22 protein-coding genes are annotated in these 23776 nt (G+C 71.1%); 13 read left to right on the top strand and 9 right to left on the bottom strand.

Annotated features, from left to right (window positions below; all coding sequences use genetic code 11):
- Window positions 1-90: 90 nt before the first annotated feature.
- Window positions 91-807, bottom strand: a complete 717-nt coding sequence (locus JNB62_RS13420; RefSeq protein ID WP_220301412.1) for a DUF4191 family protein — start codon at window positions 805-807, stop codon at window positions 91-93.
- Window positions 808-932: 125 nt separating this feature from the next.
- Between JNB62_RS13420 and JNB62_RS13415 the strand changes: the two genes are divergently transcribed.
- A complete protein-coding gene (locus JNB62_RS13415; protein ID WP_220301411.1) occupies window positions 933-2252 on the top strand; it encodes a hypothetical protein in 1320 nt (439 codons plus the stop codon).
- Between the two features lie 16 nt (window positions 2253-2268).
- Here the strand turns inward: JNB62_RS13415 and sucB are convergent, their stop codons facing one another.
- From sucB to JNB62_RS13400, 3 genes are all read right to left on the bottom strand, one after another.
- Window positions 2269-4059 carry a 2-oxoglutarate dehydrogenase, E2 component, dihydrolipoamide succinyltransferase gene (gene sucB, locus JNB62_RS13410; RefSeq protein WP_220301410.1) on the bottom strand — a complete coding sequence of 597 codons (1791 nt, stop codon included), beginning with the start codon at window positions 4057-4059 and terminating at the stop codon, window positions 2269-2271.
- 62 nt (window positions 4060-4121) lie between these two features.
- A complete protein-coding gene (gene lpdA / locus JNB62_RS13405) occupies window positions 4122-5495 on the bottom strand; it encodes a dihydrolipoyl dehydrogenase (RefSeq protein ID WP_220301409.1) in 1374 nt (457 codons plus the stop codon).
- Window positions 5492-6976, bottom strand: a complete 1485-nt coding sequence (locus JNB62_RS13400) for a leucyl aminopeptidase (protein WP_220301408.1) — start codon at window positions 6974-6976, stop codon at window positions 5492-5494. The genes lpdA and JNB62_RS13400 overlap by 4 nt, the downstream gene beginning before the upstream one ends.
- 84 nt (window positions 6977-7060) lie before the next feature.
- Here JNB62_RS13400 and JNB62_RS13395 point away from each other — a divergent pair, with 84 nt between their 5' ends.
- The 4 genes from JNB62_RS13395 to JNB62_RS13380 all read left to right on the top strand — a co-directional run bounded on the left by JNB62_RS13395 (window position 7061) and on the right by JNB62_RS13380 (window position 10824).
- Window positions 7061-7981, top strand: a complete 921-nt coding sequence (locus JNB62_RS13395; RefSeq protein ID WP_220301407.1) for a PAC2 family protein — start codon at window positions 7061-7063, stop codon at window positions 7979-7981.
- A gap of 254 nt (window positions 7982-8235) precedes the next feature.
- Window positions 8236-9579, top strand: a complete 1344-nt coding sequence (locus JNB62_RS13390) for an RNA polymerase sigma factor (protein ID WP_220301406.1) — start codon at window positions 8236-8238, stop codon at window positions 9577-9579.
- Window positions 9576-10271 (top strand): coenzyme F420-0:L-glutamate ligase, encoded by a 696-nt coding sequence (locus tag JNB62_RS13385; protein WP_220301405.1) that lies wholly within the window; start codon window positions 9576-9578, stop codon window positions 10269-10271. Before JNB62_RS13390 ends, JNB62_RS13385 begins: the two co-directional genes overlap by 4 nt.
- Before the next feature lie 112 nt (window positions 10272-10383).
- Entirely contained in the window at window positions 10384-10824 is a 441-nt protein-coding gene (locus tag JNB62_RS13380; protein ID WP_220301404.1) for a VanZ family protein, read from the top strand.
- 7 nt (window positions 10825-10831) lie between these two features.
- Here the strand turns inward: JNB62_RS13380 and JNB62_RS13375 are convergent, their stop codons facing one another.
- Window positions 10832-11854 (bottom strand): sugar-transfer associated ATP-grasp domain-containing protein, encoded by a 1023-nt coding sequence (locus tag JNB62_RS13375; RefSeq protein ID WP_220301403.1) that lies wholly within the window; start codon window positions 11852-11854, stop codon window positions 10832-10834.
- Window positions 11855-11897: 43 nt separating this feature from the next.
- On the opposite strand from JNB62_RS13375, the gene JNB62_RS13370 reads away from it, so the two are divergent.
- Together JNB62_RS13370 and JNB62_RS13365 are read left to right on the top strand one after the other, a co-directional pair.
- Complete coding sequence (locus JNB62_RS13370; protein WP_308291806.1) at window positions 11898-12587, top strand: alanine racemase C-terminal domain-containing protein; 690 nt, start codon at window positions 11898-11900, stop codon at window positions 12585-12587.
- A complete protein-coding gene (locus JNB62_RS13365) occupies window positions 12584-13633 on the top strand; it encodes an alanine racemase (protein WP_220301402.1) in 1050 nt (349 codons plus the stop codon). The genes JNB62_RS13370 and JNB62_RS13365 overlap by 4 nt, the downstream gene beginning before the upstream one ends.
- 16 nt (window positions 13634-13649) lie before the next feature.
- Here JNB62_RS13365 and JNB62_RS13360 read toward each other — a convergent pair whose 3' ends face one another.
- On the bottom strand, window positions 13650-13868 hold the full coding sequence (locus tag JNB62_RS13360; RefSeq protein ID WP_220301401.1) for a DUF7455 domain-containing protein: 219 nt from the start codon (window positions 13866-13868) through the stop codon (window positions 13650-13652).
- A 170-nt stretch (window positions 13869-14038) separates the two neighbouring features.
- Between JNB62_RS13360 and JNB62_RS13355 the strand changes: the two genes are divergently transcribed.
- The gene (locus JNB62_RS13355) at window positions 14039-16120 is read left to right on the top strand and encodes a DNA gyrase/topoisomerase IV subunit B (RefSeq protein WP_374450946.1); all 2082 of its coding nucleotides are present in this window, start codon (window positions 14039-14041) and stop codon (window positions 16118-16120) included.
- 65 nt (window positions 16121-16185) lie between these two features.
- On the opposite strand, the gene JNB62_RS13350 is transcribed toward JNB62_RS13355, so the two are convergent.
- Complete coding sequence (locus JNB62_RS13350; protein ID WP_220301400.1) at window positions 16186-18645, bottom strand: DNA gyrase/topoisomerase IV subunit A; 2460 nt, start codon at window positions 18643-18645, stop codon at window positions 16186-16188.
- 66 nt (window positions 18646-18711) lie between these two features.
- On the opposite strand from JNB62_RS13350, the gene JNB62_RS13345 reads away from it, so the two are divergent.
- Window positions 18712-19827, top strand: coding sequence for an alkaline phosphatase family protein (locus tag JNB62_RS13345; protein WP_220301399.1), 1116 nt, complete (start codon window positions 18712-18714; stop codon window positions 19825-19827).
- 1 nt (window position 19828) lies between these two features.
- Here the strand turns inward: JNB62_RS13345 and sepH are convergent, their stop codons facing one another.
- Window positions 19829-20872 (bottom strand): septation protein SepH, encoded by a 1044-nt coding sequence (gene sepH, locus JNB62_RS13340; RefSeq protein WP_220301398.1) that lies wholly within the window; start codon window positions 20870-20872, stop codon window positions 19829-19831.
- 206 nt (window positions 20873-21078) lie between these two features.
- On the opposite strand from sepH, the gene JNB62_RS13335 reads away from it, so the two are divergent.
- Window positions 21079-21372 carry a DUF4193 domain-containing protein gene (locus JNB62_RS13335; protein WP_141894496.1) on the top strand — a complete coding sequence of 98 codons (294 nt, stop codon included), beginning with the start codon at window positions 21079-21081 and terminating at the stop codon, window positions 21370-21372.
- Here the strand turns inward: JNB62_RS13335 and JNB62_RS13330 are convergent.
- On the bottom strand, window positions 21347-21865 hold the full coding sequence (locus JNB62_RS13330; RefSeq protein ID WP_220301397.1) for a DUF3093 family protein: 519 nt from the start codon (window positions 21863-21865) through the stop codon (window positions 21347-21349). The two genes, JNB62_RS13335 and JNB62_RS13330, sit on opposite strands and share 26 nt — an antisense overlap.
- Before the next feature lie 12 nt (window positions 21866-21877).
- On the opposite strand from JNB62_RS13330, the gene dut reads away from it, so the two are divergent.
- From dut to JNB62_RS13315, 3 genes are read left to right on the top strand one after another with little or no spacing between them, the layout of a single operon-like run.
- A complete protein-coding gene (gene dut, locus JNB62_RS13325) occupies window positions 21878-22330 on the top strand; it encodes a dUTP diphosphatase (protein WP_220301396.1) in 453 nt (150 codons plus the stop codon).
- A complete protein-coding gene (locus tag JNB62_RS13320; protein WP_220301395.1) occupies window positions 22327-22926 on the top strand; it encodes a DUF3710 domain-containing protein in 600 nt (199 codons plus the stop codon). The genes dut and JNB62_RS13320 overlap by 4 nt, the downstream gene beginning before the upstream one ends.
- Window positions 22923-23729, top strand: coding sequence for a DUF3159 domain-containing protein (locus tag JNB62_RS13315; protein WP_220301394.1), 807 nt, complete (start codon window positions 22923-22925; stop codon window positions 23727-23729). Before JNB62_RS13320 ends, JNB62_RS13315 begins: the two co-directional genes overlap by 4 nt.
- Window positions 23730-23776 lie beyond the last annotated feature (47 nt).

Genomic DNA, 23776 nt, shown 5'->3' with positions numbered 1-23776 from the left:
CCCGGCTTCCGGCGCGCGTGGCCTTCGCCCCGAAGACGACGTCGCGCCCGGCGCAGTGCCGAGCGCGACGTGGAGCCGTCGAGGGAAAGGTCAGCGCGGACGCGGAGCGCGGGCCTTGGTCGGGTCGATGCCCTTCGGGATGGGCAGCGACGTCAGCGACTGCGAGACCGATTCGATGCGCTTGATGACCGCCGCCTGCGTGGTGCGGTCGATCTTCTTGGGAAGCGCCTTGATGGTCGAGGCGAGCTTGGCGATCGGCACCTCGCCCTCACCGTCGCCGTGACCCACGTACAGCACGGTGACCGGCACGCCCGCGGCGACGCGCTGCACCTTGGCCCGCTCGTCGTTCACGAGGCGGGTCAGGCGCCCGCGGGCGCCCTCGCCCACGATCACGACGCCGCCCTTGCCGACCGCGCGATAGACGGCCTCCTGCGTCTTGGGGTTGATGCCGACGGGCATCTCGCTGGCCTGCCAGGCACGTCCGAGCGAGGTCGAGAGCACGTGACCCGTGGCCCCCGGCATCCCGTCGATCTTCTTGTACATCGCCCGCGTCGACAGCCGCGTCATCGTCATCATCGACGCCAGGATGCCCAGCATGAGACCTGTGATGCCCCACAGGATGACGCTCCAGATCGCCACCGGGGGGATCAGCAGCCCGATGCCGACGCCGATCGCGGCGCCGACCAGGAGGATGCCGCCGAGCAGATACGGCAGCCAGCGGAACTCCTTCTGCGTGAAGGTGTACAGGGTACGGATCTGGGAGAAGAAGCCAGGGCTCTTCTCGGGTGCGGAACTGCGCGCGGCCATACGTTCCAGCCTACCTTTTCGGAGAGGCCTGCCTCGGCTCCTCCCCAGCGGGACTCCGGTCGCCGTCATCCACAGATCCGCCCCTCACACCGCAGATCGCCCCGGCGCGCGCGGACACTGGGTGCGTGACCACCGACGACAGCCTGCTCGGCGCTCCCTACCGCCCGGTCCGCACCGTGCGCGCGAAGGAGGATGCGCCGTGGCCGGGTGTGCTCGCCCGCGAGGCGGACGGCGCGATGCGCCTGCTCGTGGATGCGGACCAGTTCGGTGACGACTGGGGCGGATGGGATGCCGACCCCCACGGCCACGTGCTGGCCCCGGTCGACGTGGCACGGCGCCGAGACGGGCACGACGTGGTGCTGCCGGTGTGCGTGGAACGGCTCGACGACTTCCTGCGCCGACGGGCCGCACGGCTCCCGCTCACCGCGGGGGAGGCCGTCACCCTGGGCGTGAGTCTGCTGCGGGGGTGCGCGCAGCTCGTGGCGAGGCCCGACACCGTCGGGGAGTGGTGGCTGGACGACGGCGGACGGCCGGTGCTCGCGACGGAGGCCTCACCCTCGCGCGCACGCGACGCGGCGGCGGAGGCGATGGCGTCGCTCGAACTCGAGCCCGCGCTGCGCCGGACGTGGGACATCGCGCTGCGCGCGGTCGCGGCCGAGCGCCTCTCGGCGACGGACCTGACAGCCGCCGAAGACGCCCTGTTCGCACTGGCGACACCGGAGCCGCTCGGGACGACGATCCTCGGCCCGCGAGCAGCGGCCGAGGTCGCCACGGCGGCGCGGGCCGACCGCGGTGCGCCGGAACCCGAGGCGCCGCGTTCGCTCTGGCAGACGCTGGTGCACGGAGTGGATGCAGACCTCGCCGATTCGGTGTCCCAGGCGACGACCGCCGTGTGGCGCCGGTGGAGCGGTCGACGGGCGGACGCGGGGGAGGCCAAGGGGTCCCGGCGGATGCCGTGGATCGTCGGCGGAGCCGTCGCCGCGGCGGTGCTCGCCGCCGGCGCGCTGTGGCCGGGTGGCGGTCCGGCGACGGCCGACGGCAGCGGCGGACCGGCAACCGGGGCCGCGCCGACGACCTCCGCCACCAGCGGGTCGGATGTCGTCGACGCGAGCGGCGGTGAGGCGATGCCGGCGTCCACCGCCGATGCGCCGGCCGATCTCGCCGCGGACACCGGGGCGCTGCTCGATGCGCGCCTAGCCTGCGCGGGGGACGAGGCATGCCTCTCTGACGTGGCGGTGGACCCGCGGGCCGTCGCGCGTGCTTCCGGCGCGATCGACCTCACCTCGTCGGAGCGCACCGTCACACTCCTCGACGACTTCGGCGATGTCGCCGTGCTGCGCGTCGATGCTGCCGACGGCGGCGCCGCGGCTCAGCTCGTGGTGATCGTGCGCATAGACGAGAAATGGCTGCTGCGCGACGTCCATGACGTCGCGCAGCAGCCGTGACTGTCCGCGTCGCGGATCAGATGCCGAGCTGGCTCTCGAATGCCGCGGCCTCCAGACGGGCCTTCACCGCGCCGAGGAAGCGGGCGGCGTCGGCACCGTCGACGACCCGGTGGTCGTACGACAGCGCGAGGTACACGTACGAGCGCACCGAGATCGCATCCTTGCCGTCGACCGTCACGACGCCGGGCCGCTTCACGACGACGCCCGTGCCGAGGATGGCCGACTGCGGCAGGAACACGACAGGCGTGTCGAACAGCGCACCGCGCGAACCCGTGTTGGTCAGCGTGAACGTGCCGCCGGCGAGCTCGTCCGGCTTCAGCTTGTTGTCGCGCGTGCGCGCGGCGAGGTCGGCGATCTCGTGGGCGATCTGAGCCAGGTTCTTCGTCGCGGCATCACGCAGCACCGGAGTGAGCAGGCCACGCTCGGTGTCGACGGCGATCGACAGGTTCTCGGTCGCCGGGTAGACGATCTGGTCGCCGTCGACGGTCGAGTTGATCACCGGGTACGCCTGCAGCGCCTCAGCGGCGGCCAGGGCGAAGAAGGGAAGGAACGACAGCTTGTCTCCGGTCTTCGCGAGGAAGTCGTTCTTCACCTTGTCGCGGAAGCTCGCGAGCTTCGTGACGTCGACCTCGACCACCGTCGTCAGCTGCGCCGTCGACTGCATCGACTCGACGGCGCGCGAGGCGAGCACCTTGCGCAGGCGCGACATGGGCTGCGTCGTACCCCGCAGCGGCGAGACCTCGAGGGGCGCCGGCGCGGCGGCGGCTGCAGGTGCCGCAGCGGCCGGGGTGGCAGCCGACTCGGCGGCCTTGAGCACGTCTTCCTTGCGGATGCGGCCCCCCACGCCGGTTCCCTTGACCGTCGCGAGGTCGACACCCTGCTGCTGGGCGAGGCGGCGCACGAGCGGGGTCACGTACGTGACGGCGTCATCGTCGGCGACCACGGCGGGCGCCGGAGCGGCGGCCGGCGCCGGAGCGGGTGCCGGCGCAGCCGGGGCGGGCGCAGCCGCGGGAGCGGACGCTGCGGCAGGGGCGGGTGCCGCAGCCGGAGCAGGCGCAGCGGCGGGAGCGGGCGCGGGCGCCGCAGCCGGGGCGGCAGCCGGAGCAGTAGCCGGCGCCTCGGCGGCAGGTGCCGGAGCGGCGGCGGGTGCCGGAGCCGCGGTCGCTGCGCCGGCCTCGCCGATGCGGGCGAGCGCCGCTCCGACCTCGACGGTCTCGTCCTCGCTCACGAGGATCTCCTGCAGCACGCCGGCGAACGGCGACGGGATCTCGGTGTCGACCTTGTCGGTCGAGATCTCGAGGAGCGGCTCGTCCACGGCGACCTCGTCGCCGACCTGCTTCAGCCAGCGGGTCACGGTGCCCTCGGTGACGCTCTCGCCGAGTTCGGGCAGCACGACCTCCTTGCCGGTGCCGCCGGCCGCGGGGGCCGGAGCAGCAGCGGGAGCCTCGGCCGCAGGCGCGGCGGCCTCTGCAGCGGGCGCCGGAGCGGCGGGCGCAGGCTCCGCCGGGGCGGCGGGCGCGGCCTCGGCCGCGGCGGCCGCGGGGGCCGGAGCTGCGGCGGGGGCGCTGGAGCCGTCGCCGATCTTCGCGAGCACGGCGCCGACCTCGACGGTCTCGTCCTCCTGCACGAGGATCTCCTCGATGACGCCGCTCACCGGCGAGGGGATCTCGGTGTCCACCTTGTCCGTGGAGATCTCGAGCAAGCCTTCGTCGGCCTGGACCGTGTCGCCGACGTTCTTGAGCCAGCGGGTGACCGTACCCTCGGTGACGCTCTCTCCGAGAGCGGGGAGGACCACGGATGTGCTCATGAGGAAGTCTCCTTCTGAATGAATATCGGATCTAGCTTAGTGATCGGGGGCGGGCGCGAGGGTCAGAGCGCGTGCAGGGGCTTGCCTGCGAGGGCGAGGAAGGCCTCGCCGAGCGCTTCGGACTGAGTGGGGTGCGCGTGGATGAACGGCGCGATGTCTTCGGGATGCGCCTCCCAGCCGACGGCGAGCTGGCCCTCGGTGATCAGCTCGCCGACGCGATCGCCGATGAGGTGCACGCCCAGGACCGGCCCGTCCTTCTGGCGGACCACCTTGACGATGCCGCTCGTGCCGAGGATCTCGCTCTTGCCGTTGCCCGCCAGGTTGTACTCGTAGGCGACGATGCCGTCGGCGCCGAGCCGGTCGGACGCCTGCGCCTCGGTCAGTCCGACCGAGGCGACCTCGGGATGGCTGTAGGTGACCTTCGGGATCTGGGTGTCGGGGATCAGGACGGGCGACAGGCCGGCGATCTCTTCGGCGACGAAGATGCCCTGCTGGAATCCGCGGTGCGCCAGCTGAAGGCCCGGCACGATGTCGCCCACGGCCCACACGTGCGGAACGCCGGTGCGCAGCCGCTCGTCGGTGACGACGAACCCGCGATCGAGGGCGACGCCCGCCTCCTCGTAGCCGAGGCCTGCCGTTGCAGGACCGCGGCCGACGGCCACGAGCAGGTAGTCGGCGGTGAAGGTCTTGCCGTCTTCGAGGGTCACCGTGACGGCATCCGCCGTCTGCGTCGCGGACTGGAATCTCACGCCGAGCGAATACTGGATGCCGCGACGCCGGTACGCGCGTTCCAGAGCCTTGCTGAGGGCGAGGTCCTCGTTGGGTACGAGGTGATCGAGCGCCTCGACGATCGTGACCTGCGCCCCGAAGGACTGCCAGACGCTCGCGAACTCGACGCCGATCACGCCGCCGCCGAGGATGACGACGCTCGACGGAATCTCGTCGAGTTCGAGCGCGTGCTCGCTGGTGAGGATGCGGCCACCGATCTCGAGGCCGGGCAGCGTGCGACTGTACGAGCCTGTGGCGAGGATCACGTCCGTGCCGCGGTAGAGGTCGTCGCCGACACGGACGGCGGGGCCGGCTTCGAGGCTGCCCTCGCCCGCCACGACCGTGATACCGCGCGCCTTCACGAGGCCCTCGAGTCCCTTGTACTTCTTTGCGACGATGCCCTCGCGGTAGCTGCGCACCCCCCGAGGATCGATGCCTTCCAGCGTCGCCCGGATGCCGTACGCGGCTGCCTCGCGTGCGCCGTCGGCCACCTCGGCGGCGTGCAGGAGCGCCTTGGTGGGGATGCAGCCGCGGTGCAGGCAGGTGCCGCCTACCTTGTCCTTCTCGATGAGCGCCACGGTCTTGCCGAGCTCCGCGGCCCGCAGCGCAGCCGCGTAGCCGCCGCTGCCACCGCCCAGAACGACGAGATCGAAGGTGTGGTCGGTCATCGTGCCTCCTCTTCGAGGTCAAGGACGAAGCGGATCAGGCTGCGCACGGTCGCGGCAGTCGGTCCCTTGTCGGTGTAGCCGTACGGTGCGCCCTTGTGGAGCCCGCTGCCGGCGATGTCGAGATGCACCCACGGGATTCGCGGGGCATCGGCTTCGTCGCCCGTTCGGCCGACGAAATGACGCAGGAACAGTCCTGCGAAGAGCGAGCCTCCCGCGGGATCGCCGATCTTGGCGTTCTGCAGGTCGGCGATGGGGGAGTCGAGCTCCTCCACCATGTGCGACGGAAGCGGCAGCTGCCACGCCGGCTCACCGGCTTCGGCCGCCGCCGCCAGATAGTCGGCGACGGCGTCGTCATCGCCCATGACGCCGGTGTGACGGGTGCCGAGCGCGACGAGGATGGCGCCCGTGAGCGTGGCGACGTCGACGATCACGTCCGGGTGCTCGCGGCTCGCGGCGGCGATGCCGTCGGCGAGCACGAGGCGCCCCTCGGCGTCGGTGTTGAGCACCTCGACCGTCGTCCCGTCGAGCAGACGCAGCACGTCGCCGGGACGGATGGCCCCGCCGGAGGGCATGTTGTCGGCGACGCACAGCCATGCGGTGACGCGGACGGGGGCGCCGACGGATGCCGCGGCTCGAAGCACCGCGAGGACGGTGGCGGCACCCGCCATGTCGTACTTCATGCCGACCATCGAAGCCGCGGGCTTGAGTGACAGCCCGCCGGTGTCGAACGTGATGCCCTTGCCGACGAGCGCGACGTGGCGCGTGGCGCCGGCGGGCGCATAGTCGAGGCGGACGAGACGCGGCGGACGCTCCGACCCCTGGCCGACGCCGAGGATGCCGCCGAAGCCCTGCTCGCGCAACGCCTCCTCGTCGAGCACCTCGACCTGCACGGGCAGATCGGCGACCGCCTCGGCGGCTTTATCGGCGACGTCTGCCGGGCCGAGCCACTCGGCCGGGATGTTGACGAGATCCTTCACGAGCGCGACCGAGGCCGCGGTCTCGACGGCGAGCCGAAGCGCGCTCTCGTCGGGCTCGGCGGTGCCGTGCACGAGCACGCGCGAAGCGCGGGCCTTCGGCGCCTCGGACTTGTAGCCGTCGAACCGGTACCCCCCCAGGCCCGCGCCCTCCGCGGCCGCGGTCCACAGCGCCGGGTCGGCGAGCGGTGCGGCGACGGCGACCGTCGTGTACCCCGTGAGCGAGCGGATGCCGGCGCCGACGGCATCACGCAGAGCCGCGGCATCCGGATCCGCACCCGTGCCGACGACGGCCAGCGGGAGCGTCGTCGCCTCGGGCGCATAGACGCGGAGGAAAGACCCGGTCGCACCGCTGAAGCCGACAGCTGACAGTGCGTCGCGCAGTCCCGGCCAGTCGGACAGGTCAGGAGCGCCGTCCCCCTCGATCGGGGGCAGTGCCAGCAGGAGTGCGTCGGCTTCGGACTCTCGGACGGGGGTGGTGCGGTACTCGAGGTCGGGGAACGACATGGTGTCCATCCTACGGAGCATGCGTGTTCGCTCTGAGCGCGAAACCTCGACCCCGGCCCCGCCGACGACTCGTAGCATGGAACCATGCCTTTCTCCGGCCCGCTGTTCGAGCGCGCGGTCTCCGCGCCCCCGGTACCGCGCGGTCTGCCGCTGGTGATCGCCCTGACCGGGTTCACCGACGCGGGCAGCGCCGTGAGCCGTGTCATCGACTATGTGCGCGACGACCTGTCCCCGTCGCCGCTCGTGGTGTTCTCGAACGACACGCTGCTCGACTACCGCGCACGGCGCCCGATCGTCGCCTTCGAGAAGGACCACCTGACCGACTACCGTCCGCCCCGGCTCGAGCTCTCGTTCGCCCACGACTCGCTCGGCCAGCCGTTCCTCGTGCTCGCCGGCTATGAGCCGGACTTCGCGTGGGACGCCTTCGCCGCGGCGGTCCTCGAGCTCGCCGAGCTGTACGGCGTGTCGACGGTCACGTGGGTGCACGCCATCCCGATGCCGGTGCCGCACACGCGTCCCATCGGCACGACGGTGAGCGGCACGCGGACCGAGCTCACCGAGGCGCACTCGGTGTGGCAGCCGCACACGCAGGTTCCGGCGACGGCGGGTCACCTGCTGGAGTACCGTCTCGCCGAGGCGGGCGTGCGGGTCGCGGGGTTCGTGCTGCTCGTTCCTCACTATCTGGGCGACTCCGAGTACCCCGCCGCGGCCCTCGCCGCGCTCGACAGCCTGACCGTCGCGACCGGACTGGTCTTCGCCGGTGATGAGCTGCGCGACGAGAACCGCGAGTACCTCGAGAAGGTGACCGAGCAGATCGACGGCAGCGACGAGCTGGCACGCATGGTCCAGGGTCTCGAGGAGCGCTATGACGCCTATATGGCCGGCTCCACGCTCGCGACGCCGATGATCCACACCGGCGATCTGCCGAGCGCGGACGAACTCGCTGCCGAGCTCGAGCGGTTCCTGGCGACGCGCCCCGGCGAGGACGACAAGCGCGGCTCCTGACGGCGCGCGGCCTCCGCGGTCGCCGTCGCGCGGAATTCTGGTTCCCGCCTGCGCGTTGTCTCCTGCATGGAGGTGCGCCGGCCTTGGCGGGGCGATGCTGGCGGCGCACGGCAAGTATGAGATACTAGACGCTCTGACCCGTTGTCAACCGTCTTCGAGAGCACTCTGCGAAGCTCGGGACTTGACAAGGGTCTTACTAGTGTCCGAAACCGACCGGAGACGCGCCGAGCGCGTCGACCGGTGAAAGGCGAAACGTGACTCCAGGCACGAACACCAAGGCTCGCTCGGCCGCGAAGGACACCGAGTCGGACGAGACCAAGACCACAGCCGCCAAGAAGGCTCCCGCAGCGAAGGGCGCCACGAAGGCGAAGGCTGCGCCGAAGACCGCGTCCAAGCGCGCAAAGAAGTCGGACGACGAGTTCGAGGACGACGTCGAAGAGCTCGACGAGGACGTCGAACTCGACGCCGATGAGGACGTGGCCGCAGACGACGAGTCCGCCGAGGCGACGGACGCCAAGACGGGCGGCAAGACGGCGTCGGGTGACGACGCCTCCGGCGAGGACGAGGAGGAGGACGAGGAGAGCACCAAGCCTGCGTTCACCGAGCCGCTGCCCACCGGCGCGATCGTCATCACGTCGAGCGATGAGGACGACGTCCCCGTCTACTCGACGCAGATCACCGGCGCCACCGCCGACCCGGTCAAGGACTACCTCAAGCAGATCGGCAAGGTGCCGCTCCTGAACGCGGCCGAAGAGGTCGAGCTCGCGATGCGCATCGAGGCGGGTCTGTTCGCCGAAGAGAAGCTGTCGCACATGTCGGCGGCCGAGAAGACCTCGCAGCTCGGGCTCGACCTGCAATGGGTCGCCCGCGACGGCCAGCGCGCCAAGAGTCACCTGCTCGGAGCGAACCTGCGCCTCGTGGTCTCGCTCGCCAAGCGCTACACGGGTCGCGGCATGCAGTTCCTGGACCTCATCCAGGAGGGCAACCTGGGCCTGATCCGCGCGGTGGAGAAGTTCGACTACACCAAGGGCTTCAAGTTCTCGACGTACGCGACGTGGTGGATCCGTCAGGCGATCACGCGCGCCATGGCCGACCAGGCCCGCACGATCCGCATCCCCGTCCACATGGTCGAGGTCATCAACAAGCTCGCGCGCGTCCAGCGCCAGATGCTGCAGGACCTGGGCCGCGAGCCCACGCCCGAGGAGCTCAGCCGCGAGCTCGACATGACCCCCGAGAAGGTCATCGAGGTGCAGAAGTACGGTCGCGAGCCGATCTCGCTGCACACGCCTCTCGGCGAGGACGGCGACAGCGAGTTCGGCGACCTCATCGAGGACACCGAGGCCGTGGTCCCCGCCGATGCCGTGGGCTTCACGATGCTGCAGCGTCAGCTCGAGTCGCTCCTCGACTCGCTCTCGGAGCGTGAGGCGGGCGTGATCCGCATGCGCTTCGGACTCGGCGACGGCCAGCCCAAGACGCTGGACCAGATCGGCGACACGTTCGGGGTGACCCGTGAGCGGATCCGCCAGATCGAGTCGAAGACGATGGCGAAGCTGCGTCACCCGTCGCGTTCGCAGTCGCTGCGGGACTACCTCGAGTGAGTGAGGCGAACGCCGGCAAGGCGCTCACCGTCCAGGTCGAAGGGTCGTCGTTCGCCCGCATCCCGATCCGCACCCGGGTCGTGATGCCGGGCGACGACCTCGACGAGTTCGTCCGCGAGTACGCGACCGACGTCGTGCGCGACGGTGACCTGCTGTTCGTGACCGAGAAGATCGTCGCCATCACACAGGGACGCTCGTACCTCGTGGAAGACATCAAGCCGCGCAAGCTGGCGTTCTTCCTCTCGAAGTACGTGACCCGCACGCCGTACGGCATCGGACTGGGGATGCCCGAGACGATGGAGATGGCGCTGCGCGAGTGCGGCACCCTGCGGATCCTCTTCGCGGCGGCGGTGTCGGCGGTCACGAAGCTGTTCGGTCGCAAGGGGGACTTCTACCGCATCGCCGGCGACAAGGCGCGCGCGATCGACGGCCCGACGTCGGGGACCATCCCGCCGTACAACAAGGCGGTCGTGCTCGGGCCGGAGCGTCCGCGCGAGGTGGCCGAGCACCTCAAGGCGCTGCTCGGCGGCGTCCCCGAGGTCGCGGTGGTCGACATCAACGACCTCGGCGGCAACATCCTCGGCTCGACGCTCGACAAGGCCGGCGAGAAGCAGCTCGTCGCCATCCTCAAAGACAACCCGCTCGGCCAGGGCCACCAGTCGACGCCGCTCGGCGTCGTTCGCGCGGTCTGAGGCGTCACGGGATAGAGAGGCGCGGCACCCCTCGGGGTGCCGCGCCTTCTCCGTTGAGCCGACGGAGCGGATGCATACGCTCACGCAACATCGGCTGGGGTGAGGTGTGAGGATGACCACACCTCGCAGCGAGTCCACCCTGGCACCCCGGCTCTTCCTCTCCGCGCTCGCGTCGGCGCTCGTCCTCGCCTTGACGCTCGCTCCGCGCCGGATCGTCGCTCCCGCGCGCGGCGTCTTCCTGGCAGCGGCCGACCGCTGGCTCGGGCCGCTCGTCGTGGATCTGACCACGCCGCAGCTGGAGAGCCTGCTCAACGCGCTCCTGTTCATCCCCCTGGGCGCGGCGGTGGCCCTGCTGCTGGGGCGCCGGCTGTGGCTGCTGGCACCCGTGGTGGGCTTCGCCGTCTCGTTCGCCGTCGAGTACGCGCAGTCGCGCATCCCGGGACGCGTGCCCGACCTTCAGGACGTGGTTTGGAACACGGTGGGCGCGGGGACCGGGGCCGTGGTCGCGGGACTCATCCTGGTCGCCGCGGGACGCTCCCGCCTCCGCACGTGATGCGGGCTCAGAACCCGATGGCGGCGCGGTAGCGCGGCTTGTGGCCGGTGCGGATGCCGGTGACGCTGGGCTTGTTCTCGTACACGCCCGCGCCCCAGTTGCCCTCGACGAGGACGGGGCCGTCAGGGGTCACCACGATGTCCCAGCCGACGTACTGGACCTGCGGCACGACGCGAGCCACCTGGTCGACGAACGCCTTCACCTCGTCGATCATGGGCAGCTGGAAGTCGGCGATCACGAACCCGCTGTCGGGGTGGGTGACATGCACGTGCGCGTGCGAGTCGTACCCCGGCCCGACCGCATGGCCGTCCTCGTCGAGCATCGTGTAGAAGCCGCCGAACGTCATCTGGTCGCTCACCGCGCCGCGCCCGAACTTCTGCGCCATCGCGAGGATGTGCGTCTTCTCTCCGTCGAAGAACGCGGTCACTCGCGTCGTGTTGACCGTGCCCGGGCAGACCGCTGCAAGGTCGGCGTGCTGACGGATGACCTCTTCGATGAGCAGCTCGCCGCGATCGAGCAGGCCGCGGTGGAAGGCGTCCCATTCCGAGATGTCGGCCGCGTGGTAGCGGTGGACGCCGGTTCCGGCCTGGCCGACGGGCTCCTTCGTGACGATGGTGCCGTGCTTCTCGGCGAACGCGCGCACCTCGTCGGCGTTGCCCTCCTCGACGACCATCCAGTCACGGCGGAGGAACTCGCTGAACGTGCGGTCGAACTCGATCTTGTCCTGGAACAGACCGCGGTAGTCGGGGTGGTCGTACTTCTGCGACAGCTCGTTCGACACCGGGTGCGTCATATACGTGGCGCGCTCGGCGCGGTTGAGGATCGCGAAGTCGTAGTCGACGTAGTCCTGGAAGCCGACCTGCTTGAACCCGGCCGACCACAGCATGTCGACCACCACCGCCGGGGTCCACTTGCCGTGCTCGTGCGCGGTCTCTTTCGCGCGCTCCAGCACGGATCCGATGTCGATGCGGCGGACGCGCCAGGCGAGGTAGCGAAGGCGGTTCGAGAGGGCGAGGCCCTGAGAAGACATGCGTGCTCCGGGTTCGGTTCGGGGACCCCGATAGTCTAGAGGCGTGAGTTCCGCTATCTCTGGGCACGACATGTCGACGCCCGGAACCGGACCCCGCAGCGCCCCCGTCGCCCGTGTCTCGCGGTCGGCGCTGACCGCGAACGCCCGCGCGGCACGGGCCCGCGGCATCCACTCGTTCTCTCCGTCGATCTTCGACGCGGATGCCTGGGGTCACGATGCCGAGCTCGTCCGGGGCGTGCTGGAGGCCGAGGGGTTCAGGCCCGACGATCAGGTCGGCGGCGCGACGCCCGCGTCCGTCCTCGGCGGGGAGGAACTGCTCGGCGTCGCACCGGGCACGACCCCCGCTCTGCGTCTCACCGGCACGGTGCTGTCGGTCAAGGACCTCCGCGCGGGCGAGGGCGTGTCCTACGGGTTCACGTTCCGCGCCCCGGCCGACACGCGCGTCGCGCTGGTGACCGGCGGCTACGCCCAGGGCATCGTCCGCTCACTGGGCGGCGCCGTCGACGTGGCGATCGCGGGGGAGCGGCACCCGATCGTCGGACGCGTCGCGATGGACGTGTGCGTCGTCGAGATCCGGGATGCCGTCGTCCGGCGTGGCGCTGAGGCGCTGTTCCTCGGCGACGCGTCCGCGGGCGAGCCCTCCCTGGCGGACTGGGTGCGCGCGACGGGACTGCTGCCGTCCGAGCTGATCACGACGGTCGGCCTGCGGACGATCCGCGAGGAGGCGCCGTGACCGCGCGACTGCATGTCGACCTGACCGCGCTGACGGCGAACCTCGACCGCGTGCGCGACACCGTCGCACCTGCCGAGCTGATGCTCGTCGTGAAGGACGACGCCTACGGGCACGGCCTGGACCCGGTGGTGCGCGCGGCGGCGGCCGCTGGCGTGGACTGGTTCGGCGCGTTCGACACCCGCACCGGGGCGGCGGTCCGCGCCGTCGTCGGCTCGGGCCCGCGCGTCTTCGCGTGGATCGCCGCTTCGCGCGACGACCTCGACACCGCGATCTGCGCCGGCCTCGACCTCGGCATCGGCGACGCGGAGCTGCTCGAAGAACTCGGGGATGCCGCACGCGACGCCGGCGCGACCGTCCGGGTGCACCTCAAGATCGACACCGGGCTGCACCGCAACGGCGTGCGGCCCGAGGCCTGGCCCGCGTTCGTGCGACGGGCCGCGCAGCTGCAGGCGGACGGCGCGATCGATGTCGTCGGCGTCTGGAGTCATATCGCGGAGGCATCGGACGCCGAGGACGACGACGCGCGCACGGTGTACGAGTGGGCGCTGGACGAGGCCGCGGCCGCCGGCATCCACCCGCCCGTCCGTCATCTGGCCGCCAGTGCCGCGTCGTTCGCGCGGCCTGAGTTCCGGTACGACCTCGTGCGCGTGGGTGCGTTCTGCTACGGCATCCGCTCGGCGGGCGGGCCGTCGGCCGGGGACCTCGGACTGCGACCGATCGCACGGCTGGAGGCCGAGGTCACCGCCGTGCACGGCGACGCGGCGGAGCTCGGGATCGGCGCGCTGGACGGGCTGCCGACGTCACTGGCCGGCACGGGTGCGCACGTGGGAACGGCGGAGGGTCGTCGACGACTGGAGCTCGTCGGCGAGACGCGCTCCGTCGTCGAGACCTGGCCCGGCGCCGCCGTGGGAGACACCGTCACGGTGTTCGGACCGGGCCTGCAAGGGGAGGGGTCCAGCACCGACCTCGCCGAGCTCATCGGCACGATCGGCGAAGAGATCGCGGTGCGCGTGTCACCGCTGGTGCCTCGCGTCTACGAGAGCTGACGCGCGGCGGAGCGGGTCACTCCGAGAGGCGCGCCGTCTCGTCGTGCCACGATGTCGCCACCGAGCGCAGCTTCTCTTCGTACTTGCGACCGTGGTGGGCGCAGAAGAGCATCTCGGTGCCGTTGACCTCGGCGGCGATGTAAGCCTGGGCGCCGCACGAGTCGCAGCGATCCATCGCCGTGAGGCGGTACTCGAGGACGGCGGCGGTCTCGGTGGGTGTCGATAGCGTGTTCATCTCGGTGCCTCCTCGTGTACGTAGAACATCCGTATCGGTCAAGAAATACAACCACGCCGGAGCGGGGAGAATGCCCTTGACGCCTGCCAGTTCGCTGTGCGCGTAGCGCTGGTGCCGTGGGGAGCGTGTCGGCGCGAGGGTCTCGGGCGCCCCGATTACGATGGGAGATTGTGACCGCCGAGTACTCCGCCCATCATCTCCAGGTGCTCGAAGGGCTCGAAGCCGTCCGCAAGCGTCCCGGCATGTACATCGGCTCGACCGATTCGCGCGGCCTCATGCACTGCCTGTGGGAGATCATCGACAACGCGGTGGACGAAGCGCTCGGCGGCTTCGGCACGCGCATCGACGTCATCCTGCACGCCGATGGCAGCGTCGAGGTGCAGGACCGCGCGCGCGGCATCCCGGTCGACATCGAGCCCCGCACCGGCCTCTCCGGCGTCGAGGTCGTCTTCACCAAGCTTCACGCCGGCGGCAAGTTCGGCGGCGGGTCGTACGCGGCCTCGGGCGGTCTGCACGGTGTGGGCGCGTCGGTCGTCAATGCACTGTCGGAGCGCCTCGACGTCGAGGTCGACCGCGGCGGCAAGACGTGGGCCATGTCGTTCCACCGCGGCGAGCCGGGCGTCTTCACCAACGGCAGCCCCGAGTCGGCCTTCACGCCGTTCCAGGAGCGCAGTGAGCTGCGCGTCGCGGGCCGCGCCCCGAAGGGCGCCACCGGCACGCGCATCCGGTACTGGGCCGATCGCCAGATCTTCACGAAGGACGCGACGTTCAACCTGCAGGAGCTGGAGCAGCGCGCACGTCAGACGGCGTTCCTCGTTCCGGGCCTCGAGATCGTCATCCGCGACGAGCGTCCCGGACGCGAGACCGAGGAGCCGGTCGAGACCAGCTACCGCTTCGACGGCGGCATCTCGGAGTTCGCCGACTTCCTCGCCCCCGACACGGCCGTGACCGACACGTGGCGCCTCACAGGCACGGGGTCTTTCACCGAGACGGTGCCCGTGCTGCAGCCGTCGGGCGCGATGCTGCCGACCGAGGTCGAGCGCGAGTGCCACGTCGACATCGCGGTGCGCTGGGGCACCGGCTACGAGACCGTCTCACGGTCGTTCGTCAACATCATCGCCACCCCCAAGGGCGGCACGCACCAGCAGGGCTTCGAGCAGGGGCTCATGAAGGTGCTGCGCGACCAGGTGGCGCAGAACGCCCGCCGTCTCAAGGTCGGAAACGACAAGCTCGAGAAGGACGACATCCTCGCGGGCCTCACCGCCGTGCTCACGGTGCGTCTGCCCGAACCGCAGTTCGAGGGTCAGACGAAGGAGGTGCTCGGCACACCCGCGGTGCGGCAGATCGTCACCAACGTCGTCACGCGCGAGCTGACGGCGCGCTTCACCTCCGCCAAGCGCGACGACAAGGCGCAGACCGCGCTGCTGCTCGACAAGGTCGTCTCCGAGATGAAGGCGCGCATCTCGGCGCGCACCCACAAAGAGACGCAGCGCCGCAAGAACGCGCTCGAGTCCTCGTCGCTGCCCGCGAAGCTCGCCGACTGCCGCTCCAACGACGTGGCCGAGTCCGAGCTGTTCATCGTCGAGGGCGACTCGGCGCTCGGCACGGCCAAGCTGGCGCGCAACAGCGAGTTCCAGGCGCTGCTGCCGATCCGCGGCAAGATCCTCAACGTGCAGAAGGCGTCGATCAGCGACATGCTCTCGAACGCCGAGTGCGCCGCGATCATCCAGGTGATCGGCGCGGGATCAGGGCGCTCGTTCGACCTCGACGCCGCGCGCTACGGCAAGATCATCCTGATGAGCGATGCCGACGTCGACGGCGCGCACATCCGCACGCTGCTGCTCACGCTGTTCTTCCGGTACATGCGTCCGCTCATCGACGAAGGCCGCGTGTACGCCGCCGTGCCGCCGCTGCACCGCGTCGTCGTGATGAATCCCGGCTCGAAGCCGAACGAGACGATCTACACCTACTCCGAGCAAGAGCTCCACGCCCTGCTCACGAAGCTCACGAAGGCCGGCAAGCGCTGGCAGGAGCCGGTGCAGCGCTACAAGGGCCTGGGCGAGATGGACGCCGACCAGCTCGCGGTGACGACCATGGATCGCGCCGGGCGCACGCTGCGCCGCGTCCGGATGCAGGACGCCGAGGCCGCGGCATCCGTCTTCGAACTGCTCATGGGCAACGACGTCGCACCGCGCAAGGAGTTCATCATCGACTCCAGCGACCGTCTGGTGCGCGAGCGCATCGACGCCTGACCCGTCGCCGCGAATCGCGCACGACAGAGGCGCACCGGTTCGACCGGTGCGCCTCTCTTTCGTGATCAGCGGATGCCGGTGCCCACGGCGCCGATCACGCCGTCGAGCGGCGTGCCGGAGGCGTCGCGCTTCGCGCCGGACTCGGGCAGCGTGCGCGTGGCGCCGTCGGCGCCCACGGCGCGCGGGTCGGAGCCGACCCACGCGAGTGTCAGGGCGTCCTCGCCCTTCAGCAGTCGCTGCGCGCGCACACCGCCGGTCGCGCGGCCCTTCGCGGGGAACTCGCTGAACAGCGACACCTTGGCGCTGCCCGCATCGGTGCCCGCCAGGGCGCTCGTCGACCCGGCCACCGTGACGACGACGGCGTCGAAGGCCGTCGGGCCGACGACGTCGAACGCGATGACGGTGGCGCCGTCCGTCAGCCGGATGCCCGCCATCCCGCCGGCGGAGCGGCCCTGCGGCCGCACCGACGAGGCGTCGAACCGCAGCAGCTGAGCGTCCGAGGTGACGAAGACCAGTTCGGCCCCGTCGGAGGCGGGCGCGGCGCCGATCACGCGGTCGCCGTCCCTGAGCGTGATGATCTCGATGTCGTGCTTGCTGCCGATCTCGCTCGCTGCGACGCGCTTGACGATGCCCTGCGCCGTGCCGAGGGCGATCGGCGGCGCATCCGTCAGCGGGACGAGGGCGACGACATGCTCGCCCGAGCCGAGCCCGAGGTACTGGTCGACGCGCGTGCCGGCGGCGAGCTGCACGGAGTTGCCCGGCACCGACGGCAGGTCGACGGGCGAGAAGCGCACGAGGCGTCCGAGGTTCGTGACGGCGCCGATGTCGCCGCGCGTCGTCGTGTCGACGGCGGAGCGGACGGCGTCGTGCTTGGACCGGCGCGCCGGGGCGACGATGCCGCCGCCCGGGGCATCGGCGTCGAGCTCGGCGCGGACCATGCGCCCCGTCGCCGAGAGGAAGACGCGGCACGGGGAGTCGGCGATCTGCAGGTCGGCCACGGCAGCGGCCGCGCGCGAGCGGGGCTGCACGGGGCCGCCGTTGAGGAGCAGCGTGCGCCGAGGGGTGCCGAAGGCCTCGGCCGCGGCATCCAGTTCCTTCGCGACCTGGGCGCGCAGCAGCACATCGCTGCCGAGCAGCTCCTCGAGCTGTGCGATCTCGGCCTTCAGGTTGTCGCGCTCGGTCTCGAGCTCGATGCGCGAGAACTTCGTGAGCCGGCGCAGGCGCAGCTCGAGGATGTACTCGGCCTGCGGCTGTGACAGGTCGAACACGTCCATGAGGCGCGTGCGTGCCTGTTCGCCGTCGTCCGAGGCGCGGATGACCTGGATCACCTCGTCGATGTCGAGGATCGCGATGAGGAGGCCCTCGACGAGGTGCAGCCGCTCCTTGCGGCGCTCGAGGCGGTAGCGGCTGCGGCGCGTGACGACGCTGATGCGGTGGTCGAGGTAGACGCGCAGCAGCTCGCGCAGGCCGAGGGTCTGCGGCTGCCCCTCGACGAGCGCGACGTTGTTGATGCTGAACGAGTCCTCGAGCGGCGTCAGGCGATAGAGGTGGTCGAGGACCGCCTGCGGGTCGAACCCGGTCTTGATGCCGATGACCAGGCGCAGGCCCTTGTGGCGGTCGGTGAGGTCGGTGACGTCCGCGATGCCCTGCAGCTTCTTGGCGTTGACGGCGTCCTTGATCTTCTCGATCACGCGCTCGGGGCCGACGAGATACGGCAGCTCGGTCACGACGAGACCCGTGCGGCGCGGCCCGAGCGACTCGATCGACACCTTGGCGCGCGTGCGGAAGCTGCCGCGGCCGTTCGTGTACGCATCCTTGATGCCGTCGAGGCCGACGATGATGCCGCCCCCGGGCAGATCCGGACCCGGCACGAACTCCATGAGCTCTTCGACGGTCGCCTCTGGGTTCTGAAGCAGATGCGTCGCCGCCCCCACGACCTCGATGAGGTTGTGCGGCGCCATGTTGGTCGCCATGCCGACCGCGATGCCTGTCGTGCCGTTGACGAGCAGGTTCGGGAAGGCCGCAGGAAGCACCTCGGGCTGCTGGAACTGACCGTCGTAGTTGGGGATGAAGTCGACGACGTCCTCGTCGAGGTTCTCGGTCAGGGCGAGCGCGGGCGGGGCGAGTCGGGCCTCGGTGTAGCGCGGCGCCGCGGGGCCGTCGTCGAGCGAGCCGAAGTTGCCGTGCCCGTCCACGAGCGGCACACGCAGCGAGAACGGCTGGGCGAGGCGCACGAGCGCGTCATAGATCGGGGCGTCGCCGTGCGGGTGCAGCTTTCCCATCACCTCGCCGACCACGCGCGCGCTCTTGACGTGGCCGCGGTCGGGACGCAGTCCCATGTCGGCCATCTGGAACAGGATGCGGCGCTGCACCGGCTTGAGTCCGTCGCGCGCGTCGGGCAGTGCGCGCGAGTAGATCACCGAGTACGCGTACTCGAGGAACGACGTCTGCATCTCGGATGAGACGTCGACGTCCTCGATGCGTCCGTGGTCGGCGGGAGAGGAGTCGGTGCGGGATGCGGGCATGTGACCTGGAAGCCTCGGGTGACGGCGGGAGAGAAGGGCGCGGCTGCGTGTGCGAGACTGGCCCCGATGTCACTCAGCCTACCCGCGGACCCGCCGCGCGCCCGGAGCCTCAGCCGTGTCGTCCCCGAGATGGCGGCGGCTCTGGAGGGGGCATCCGAGTGGTTCGCACCGGCCCGCAGCGCGATCGTCTGGGTGCTCGACGGTCTGGGTGCGCACAACCTCGCCCAGCGGGCCGGGCACGCGCGCTTCCTCTCCGAGGCGAAGACCAAGAGGGATGCCGCACGCACGGTGTTCCCGTCGACGACCGCCGCGGCGCTCACGACTCTGCTGACCGGCACGCTCCCGGGCGAGCACGGCATCGTCGGCTACCGCACGCGCGTGCCCGGCACCGACGACGTCGTGAACCAGCTGCGCGGCTGGGACACCGACGGTCTGCCCTTGTCGTTCCAGCGCGCGACGCCCCTCTCGGCAAGCCTCGGCCGGCCGTTCTTCGCGGTCTCGCGCCGGGAGTACGCCGGCACCGGCTTCACCGCCGCCACCCTCGGCGACGCGCAGTTCCACGCCGCGGACGACCTCGACGAGCGCGTCCGCGTCGCCGCCGACCTCGCCGCGCGCAACGCGGGCTCGCTGGTCTATCTGTACGCCCCCGACCTCGACGCGGTCGGCCACAAGCGGGGGTGGGAGTCCGACGAGTGGGTGGCGACGCTCGAGACGGTGGATGCCGCGGCCCGCGCGCTCTCGAAGGCCCTCGATCGCGGCACCGGCGTCGTGGTGACGTCCGACCACGGCATGATCGATGTGCCCCGCCACCGCCACGTGCTGCTGCAGGACGGCGACGAACTGGTCGCGGGCGTTCGCCTCATCGGCGGCGAACCGCGGATGCTGCACCTGTATGCCGAGCCCGGCGAGGCCGAAGCGGTCCTGGCCCGGTGGCGCGAGGCCGAGGCATCCCGATCGTGGGTCCTCTCACGCGAGGAGCTCATCGCGTCGGGACTGCTCGGTGCCGTCGCGGCCGACGTGCGCGACCGGATCGGCGACGTGGTCGTCGCACCGCGCGCAGGGATCGCGTACTACGACGACCGCCTGGCCGACAAGGCGCCGCAGAAGATGATCGGCCAGCACGGGTCGCTCACCGATGAGGAGCGCACCGTGCCGCTGGTCCGGCTCGGCGCGTTCGCCTGACTCAGTCCTCGGTCCGCGCCCCGAAGACGATCTCGTCCCACGACGGCATCGAGGTGCGGCCCTTGCGCCGGCCGGCTTCCGCGACGGCGGCGGGGGAGGGCGCCTGATAGTCGGTCGTGGCGGGCTCGTCGTCGGTGGAAGATTCGTCGTACCCCGGCTCGAGGGCGTCGAACAACGCCACCGGTGCGGACGAGCGCGGCGTCGGGGCGACCTCTTCTGCGCCGGGAAGCGGCTCGCGCTGGCCGCGACGGCGACGCAGCGCCTCGAGCAGGTCCGCGGTCTCGGCCGAGGTCACGACCGTCGGCTCGGTCGCGCGCTTGATCGCGGCCTCCTGCACCGCGGGTGCGGCGGGCGCCGGCAGATCGGGCGACTCGAGGTCGGCGTCGGGCAGGCGGCGGGGACCGAACGCGCCGCTGTCGAAGCGCGAGTCGTCCTTCGGGTGCACGGAGTCGAGCGCCCGAAGGCGGGGGATGAGGCCGTCCGGAAGGGATCCCTGACGTGACAGCTGGATCGCGTCCGAGTTCAGCGGGCTCAGCGTGCTGCGGCGAGGATCGAATCCCCAGCGGGCGTCGTGGTCGATCTCACCGGCGGTGAACTCGAGCTTCACGATCCAGCCGGTGGGTTCCTTCCAGCTTGTCCACCGCTCACCGGACGCCCCGGCTTCGGCGAGCTTCACGCGCAGCGCCGATCCGAAGGTGGACTGGCCGTCGCTGTCGAAATCGCCGCCCAGCAGCACCGAGACCGCCAGCGCCTGCCCGACGATGTGCTCGCGCTCCGCGAGGACAGGTCCCTCGAAGCGCTCCACGTCCTCGACGCGGGCGCCGAGCAGTTCGGCGACCTCCCGTGCGGACAGACCCGCGCGGATGTGCGACTGGATCTCGCGGGGACTGGGCCGCGGCGCCTGCGCCTCGGGGTCACGGTCGCGGCGCGCCTTGCGGAGTTCCACCCGCAGCACGTCGTCGACATCGAGCGAGAATCTGTCGCCCGACTCGGTCGCCAGGATGAGCTTGTCGTCCTCGGTTCCGATGACCTTGAGCTGTTCCATGCGAACGCCCCTTCCAGCTGTCCCGCCCATGCTGTCACAGGCCGCAGCGTGGGCCGGGAATATCCCACGCGTGGCGCGAGTTTCACGCGAACGCACGGTGCGAAGCCGGCACTCCGCATTTGCGAAAACCAGAGCCGTCGTGCAAACTATCGCCGCCCGTAAGGGCGAGCGCAACCGCGATACCCCGGAAGTTGAGATCTTCACGCATGGCCACCGATTACGACGCCCCCCGCAAGACCGAGGACGACAGCGAGTCGATCGAAGCGCTCAAGGAGCGAGTTCCCGACAAGCTCTCCGGCTCGGTCGACGTGGAGGACGCCGACAACCCGTCGGGCTTCGAGCTGCCGGGAGCCGACCTTTCGGACCTCGAGCTCGACGTCGTCGTTCTTCCCGCTCAGGAGGACGAGTTCACCTGTGCGAACTGCTTCCTCGTGAAGCACCGCTCGCAGCTCGACCACGAGAGCGCAGACGGACCTATCTGCGCGGAGTGCGCTGCCTGACCTGAGCCCGCCGCACTGCGGCAGCAAGCCGATCCGGCGTCCGCGAGGAGATCACCCACGCGGTCGTCGGATCGTCTGCATCTACGACGGGTACGACCACGACGCCGTCGATCCCCCCGCGGATGAGGTGCCACGCACGGGGATCCAGTCCCGCGCCCCGCTGGTGGCGCGCGTCGTCGCCGACGTGCACCGCCGGATCGCCGAGAAGGCCGACATCGATGTGCGCCCGTCCGGCACGCAGCTCGCCGCCGTCGACCCGCACCAGCGGCGCCGCCACGATCAGCAGCGCGATGACCAGCACGCTGACGGCCGCGCCGATGACGAGGGCGACCGTCGTGTCGATCGGCGTGAACACCAGCGCCGCCATGGGACCGGCCAGCGCCGCGGCCACGAGGAACCACAGCGACGGCCCGAGCCGCTCTCGATATCGCTCCGCCGGAGCACCCCCGGCGGTGGCCGCTGCGGGCCCGGCATTGCGCGCTGTGTTCTGCATTACCCTCATTGGGTGACTGAAACGGTGGACGTCCCCATTATCGCCTCCGACGTCCCGGTGTACGCGCACCCGGGCGACGCGGGAGCCGACCTCGTCGCCGCCGAGGCGGTGCGCCTCGAGCCCGGCGCCCGCGCCCTCGTCGGCACCGGCGTGCGCATCGCGCTGCCCGACGGGCACGTCGCCTTCGTGGTGCCGCGCAGCGGCCTGGCCGCGAAGCACGGGATCACCGTCGTGAACGCCCCCGGAACCATCGACGCCGGCTACCGCGGCGAGATCAAGGTCATCCTGCTCAACACCGACCGCGAGCACGCCCACGACATCGCGGTCGGCGACCGCATCGCACAGATCATCGTGATGCCGGTGCCCCGGGCCCGCTTCATCCCCGTGGAGGAGCTGCCCGACAGCGTCCGCGGCGAGGGCGGCTTCGGCTCGACCGGCTACCAGAAGGACGGAGTCCTCGCATGACAGACCCCACGCCGGCCGAAGGCCCTCGCAAGATCGCGCCCGATGACCGCTCGACGGCCGGGCCGTTCGACGAGTCCGAGGCGAACCCGGTCCGCCCCTACATCGATCTCGGCGGCATCAAGATCCTGCCCCGCGAGGGCCTGAACCTGCGCCTGGAGGTCGAGGAGCAGACCAAGCGCATCGTCGCCGTCGGGCTCGACTACTCGGGGTCCACGCTGCAGGTGCAGCCGTTCGCGGCGCCGCGCTCGGCCGGGCTGTGGGAGGAGACGCGCGAGCAGATCCGCCAGCAGATCCGCCAGCAGGGCGGCCGCGTCGAAGAGCGCGAGGGGCCCCTCGGCCCCGAGCTGCTCGCCGAGGTCCCCGTCGTCGCCGGGCCCGAGGCCACCGCAGGCAAGCGCCTCGCGCGCTTCGTCGGCGTGGACGGACCGCGCTGGTTCCTGCGCGGCGTGATCGGCGGCGCCGCGACCGCCGACGTCGAGGCCGCGGCCGCCGTGGAGGACCTCTTCCGTTCGATCGTCGTCGTGCGCGGCGGATCGCCCATGCCGCCGCGCGACCTCATCCCGCTGAAGATGCCGGCCACGCCGGGCACCGCGTGAGCGACACCTCGCGCCCCAACGACGCATCGCCCGAGTCCACGGGCGATCGTCCGTCGGCGACCCCGCCCGACGCGCCGGCGTCTGCGTCCGAGATCCTCGGCGCGGCCCTGGGCGGCGCCGCGCGTCGCGCAGGACTGGACCCGACGACGGGCAAGAGCACGGGGCACGTCGTCTGGGCCGCCATGGGCGGCTGGCGCGGCATCCTCGAATCCGTCCTCCCCGGCGTCGTCTTCCTCGTGGTCTGGACCGCGACATACGACCCCGACCCCGACGTGCGCTCGGGCAACCTGCTGCTCAGCCTCGGCCTGTCGGTCGGGCTCGCGGCGGTCTTCACCATCGTGCGCCTCATCCAGCGGCAGTCCGCGAGCGCCGCCATCGGCGGCCTCGTCGCCGCGGCCGCGGCCGCCGCGCTGTCGCTGTGGACCGGCCGCGGCGAGGACAGCTTCATCCCCGGGTTCCTCACCAACACCGTCTACGGCACGGCCTTCCTCGTGTCGGCGCTCATCGGCTGGCCCCTCATCGGCCTGGCCGTCGGATTCCTGATGGGGGAGGGCACCGCGTGGCGCGCCGACAAGCGCAAGCGCCGCGTGTTCTTCTGGCTGTCGATCGCGTGGGCCGGCCTGTTCGCCGCGCGCCTCATCGTGCAGCTCCCGCTCTACTTCTCGGGCAACGTGACCGCGCTCGGGACGCTCAAGCTGGTGATGGGGCTGCCGCTGTTCGCGCCTCTCGTCGCCGTCACCTGGCTCGCCGTGCGGGCGCTGTACCCACGCCGTGAGGCGGACGCGAGCCCCGCCGACGAGTGATACATTTATCTTGACATCAAGATAAATTTCCCCTGCCGGGTTTAGGG

The sequence above is a fragment of the Microbacterium jejuense genome, from assembly GCF_019511665.1.
Taxonomy (GTDB): Bacteria; Actinomycetota; Actinomycetes; order Actinomycetales; family Microbacteriaceae; genus Microbacterium; species Microbacterium jejuense_A.
This window is presented reverse-complemented; position numbering and strand designations above follow the sequence as displayed.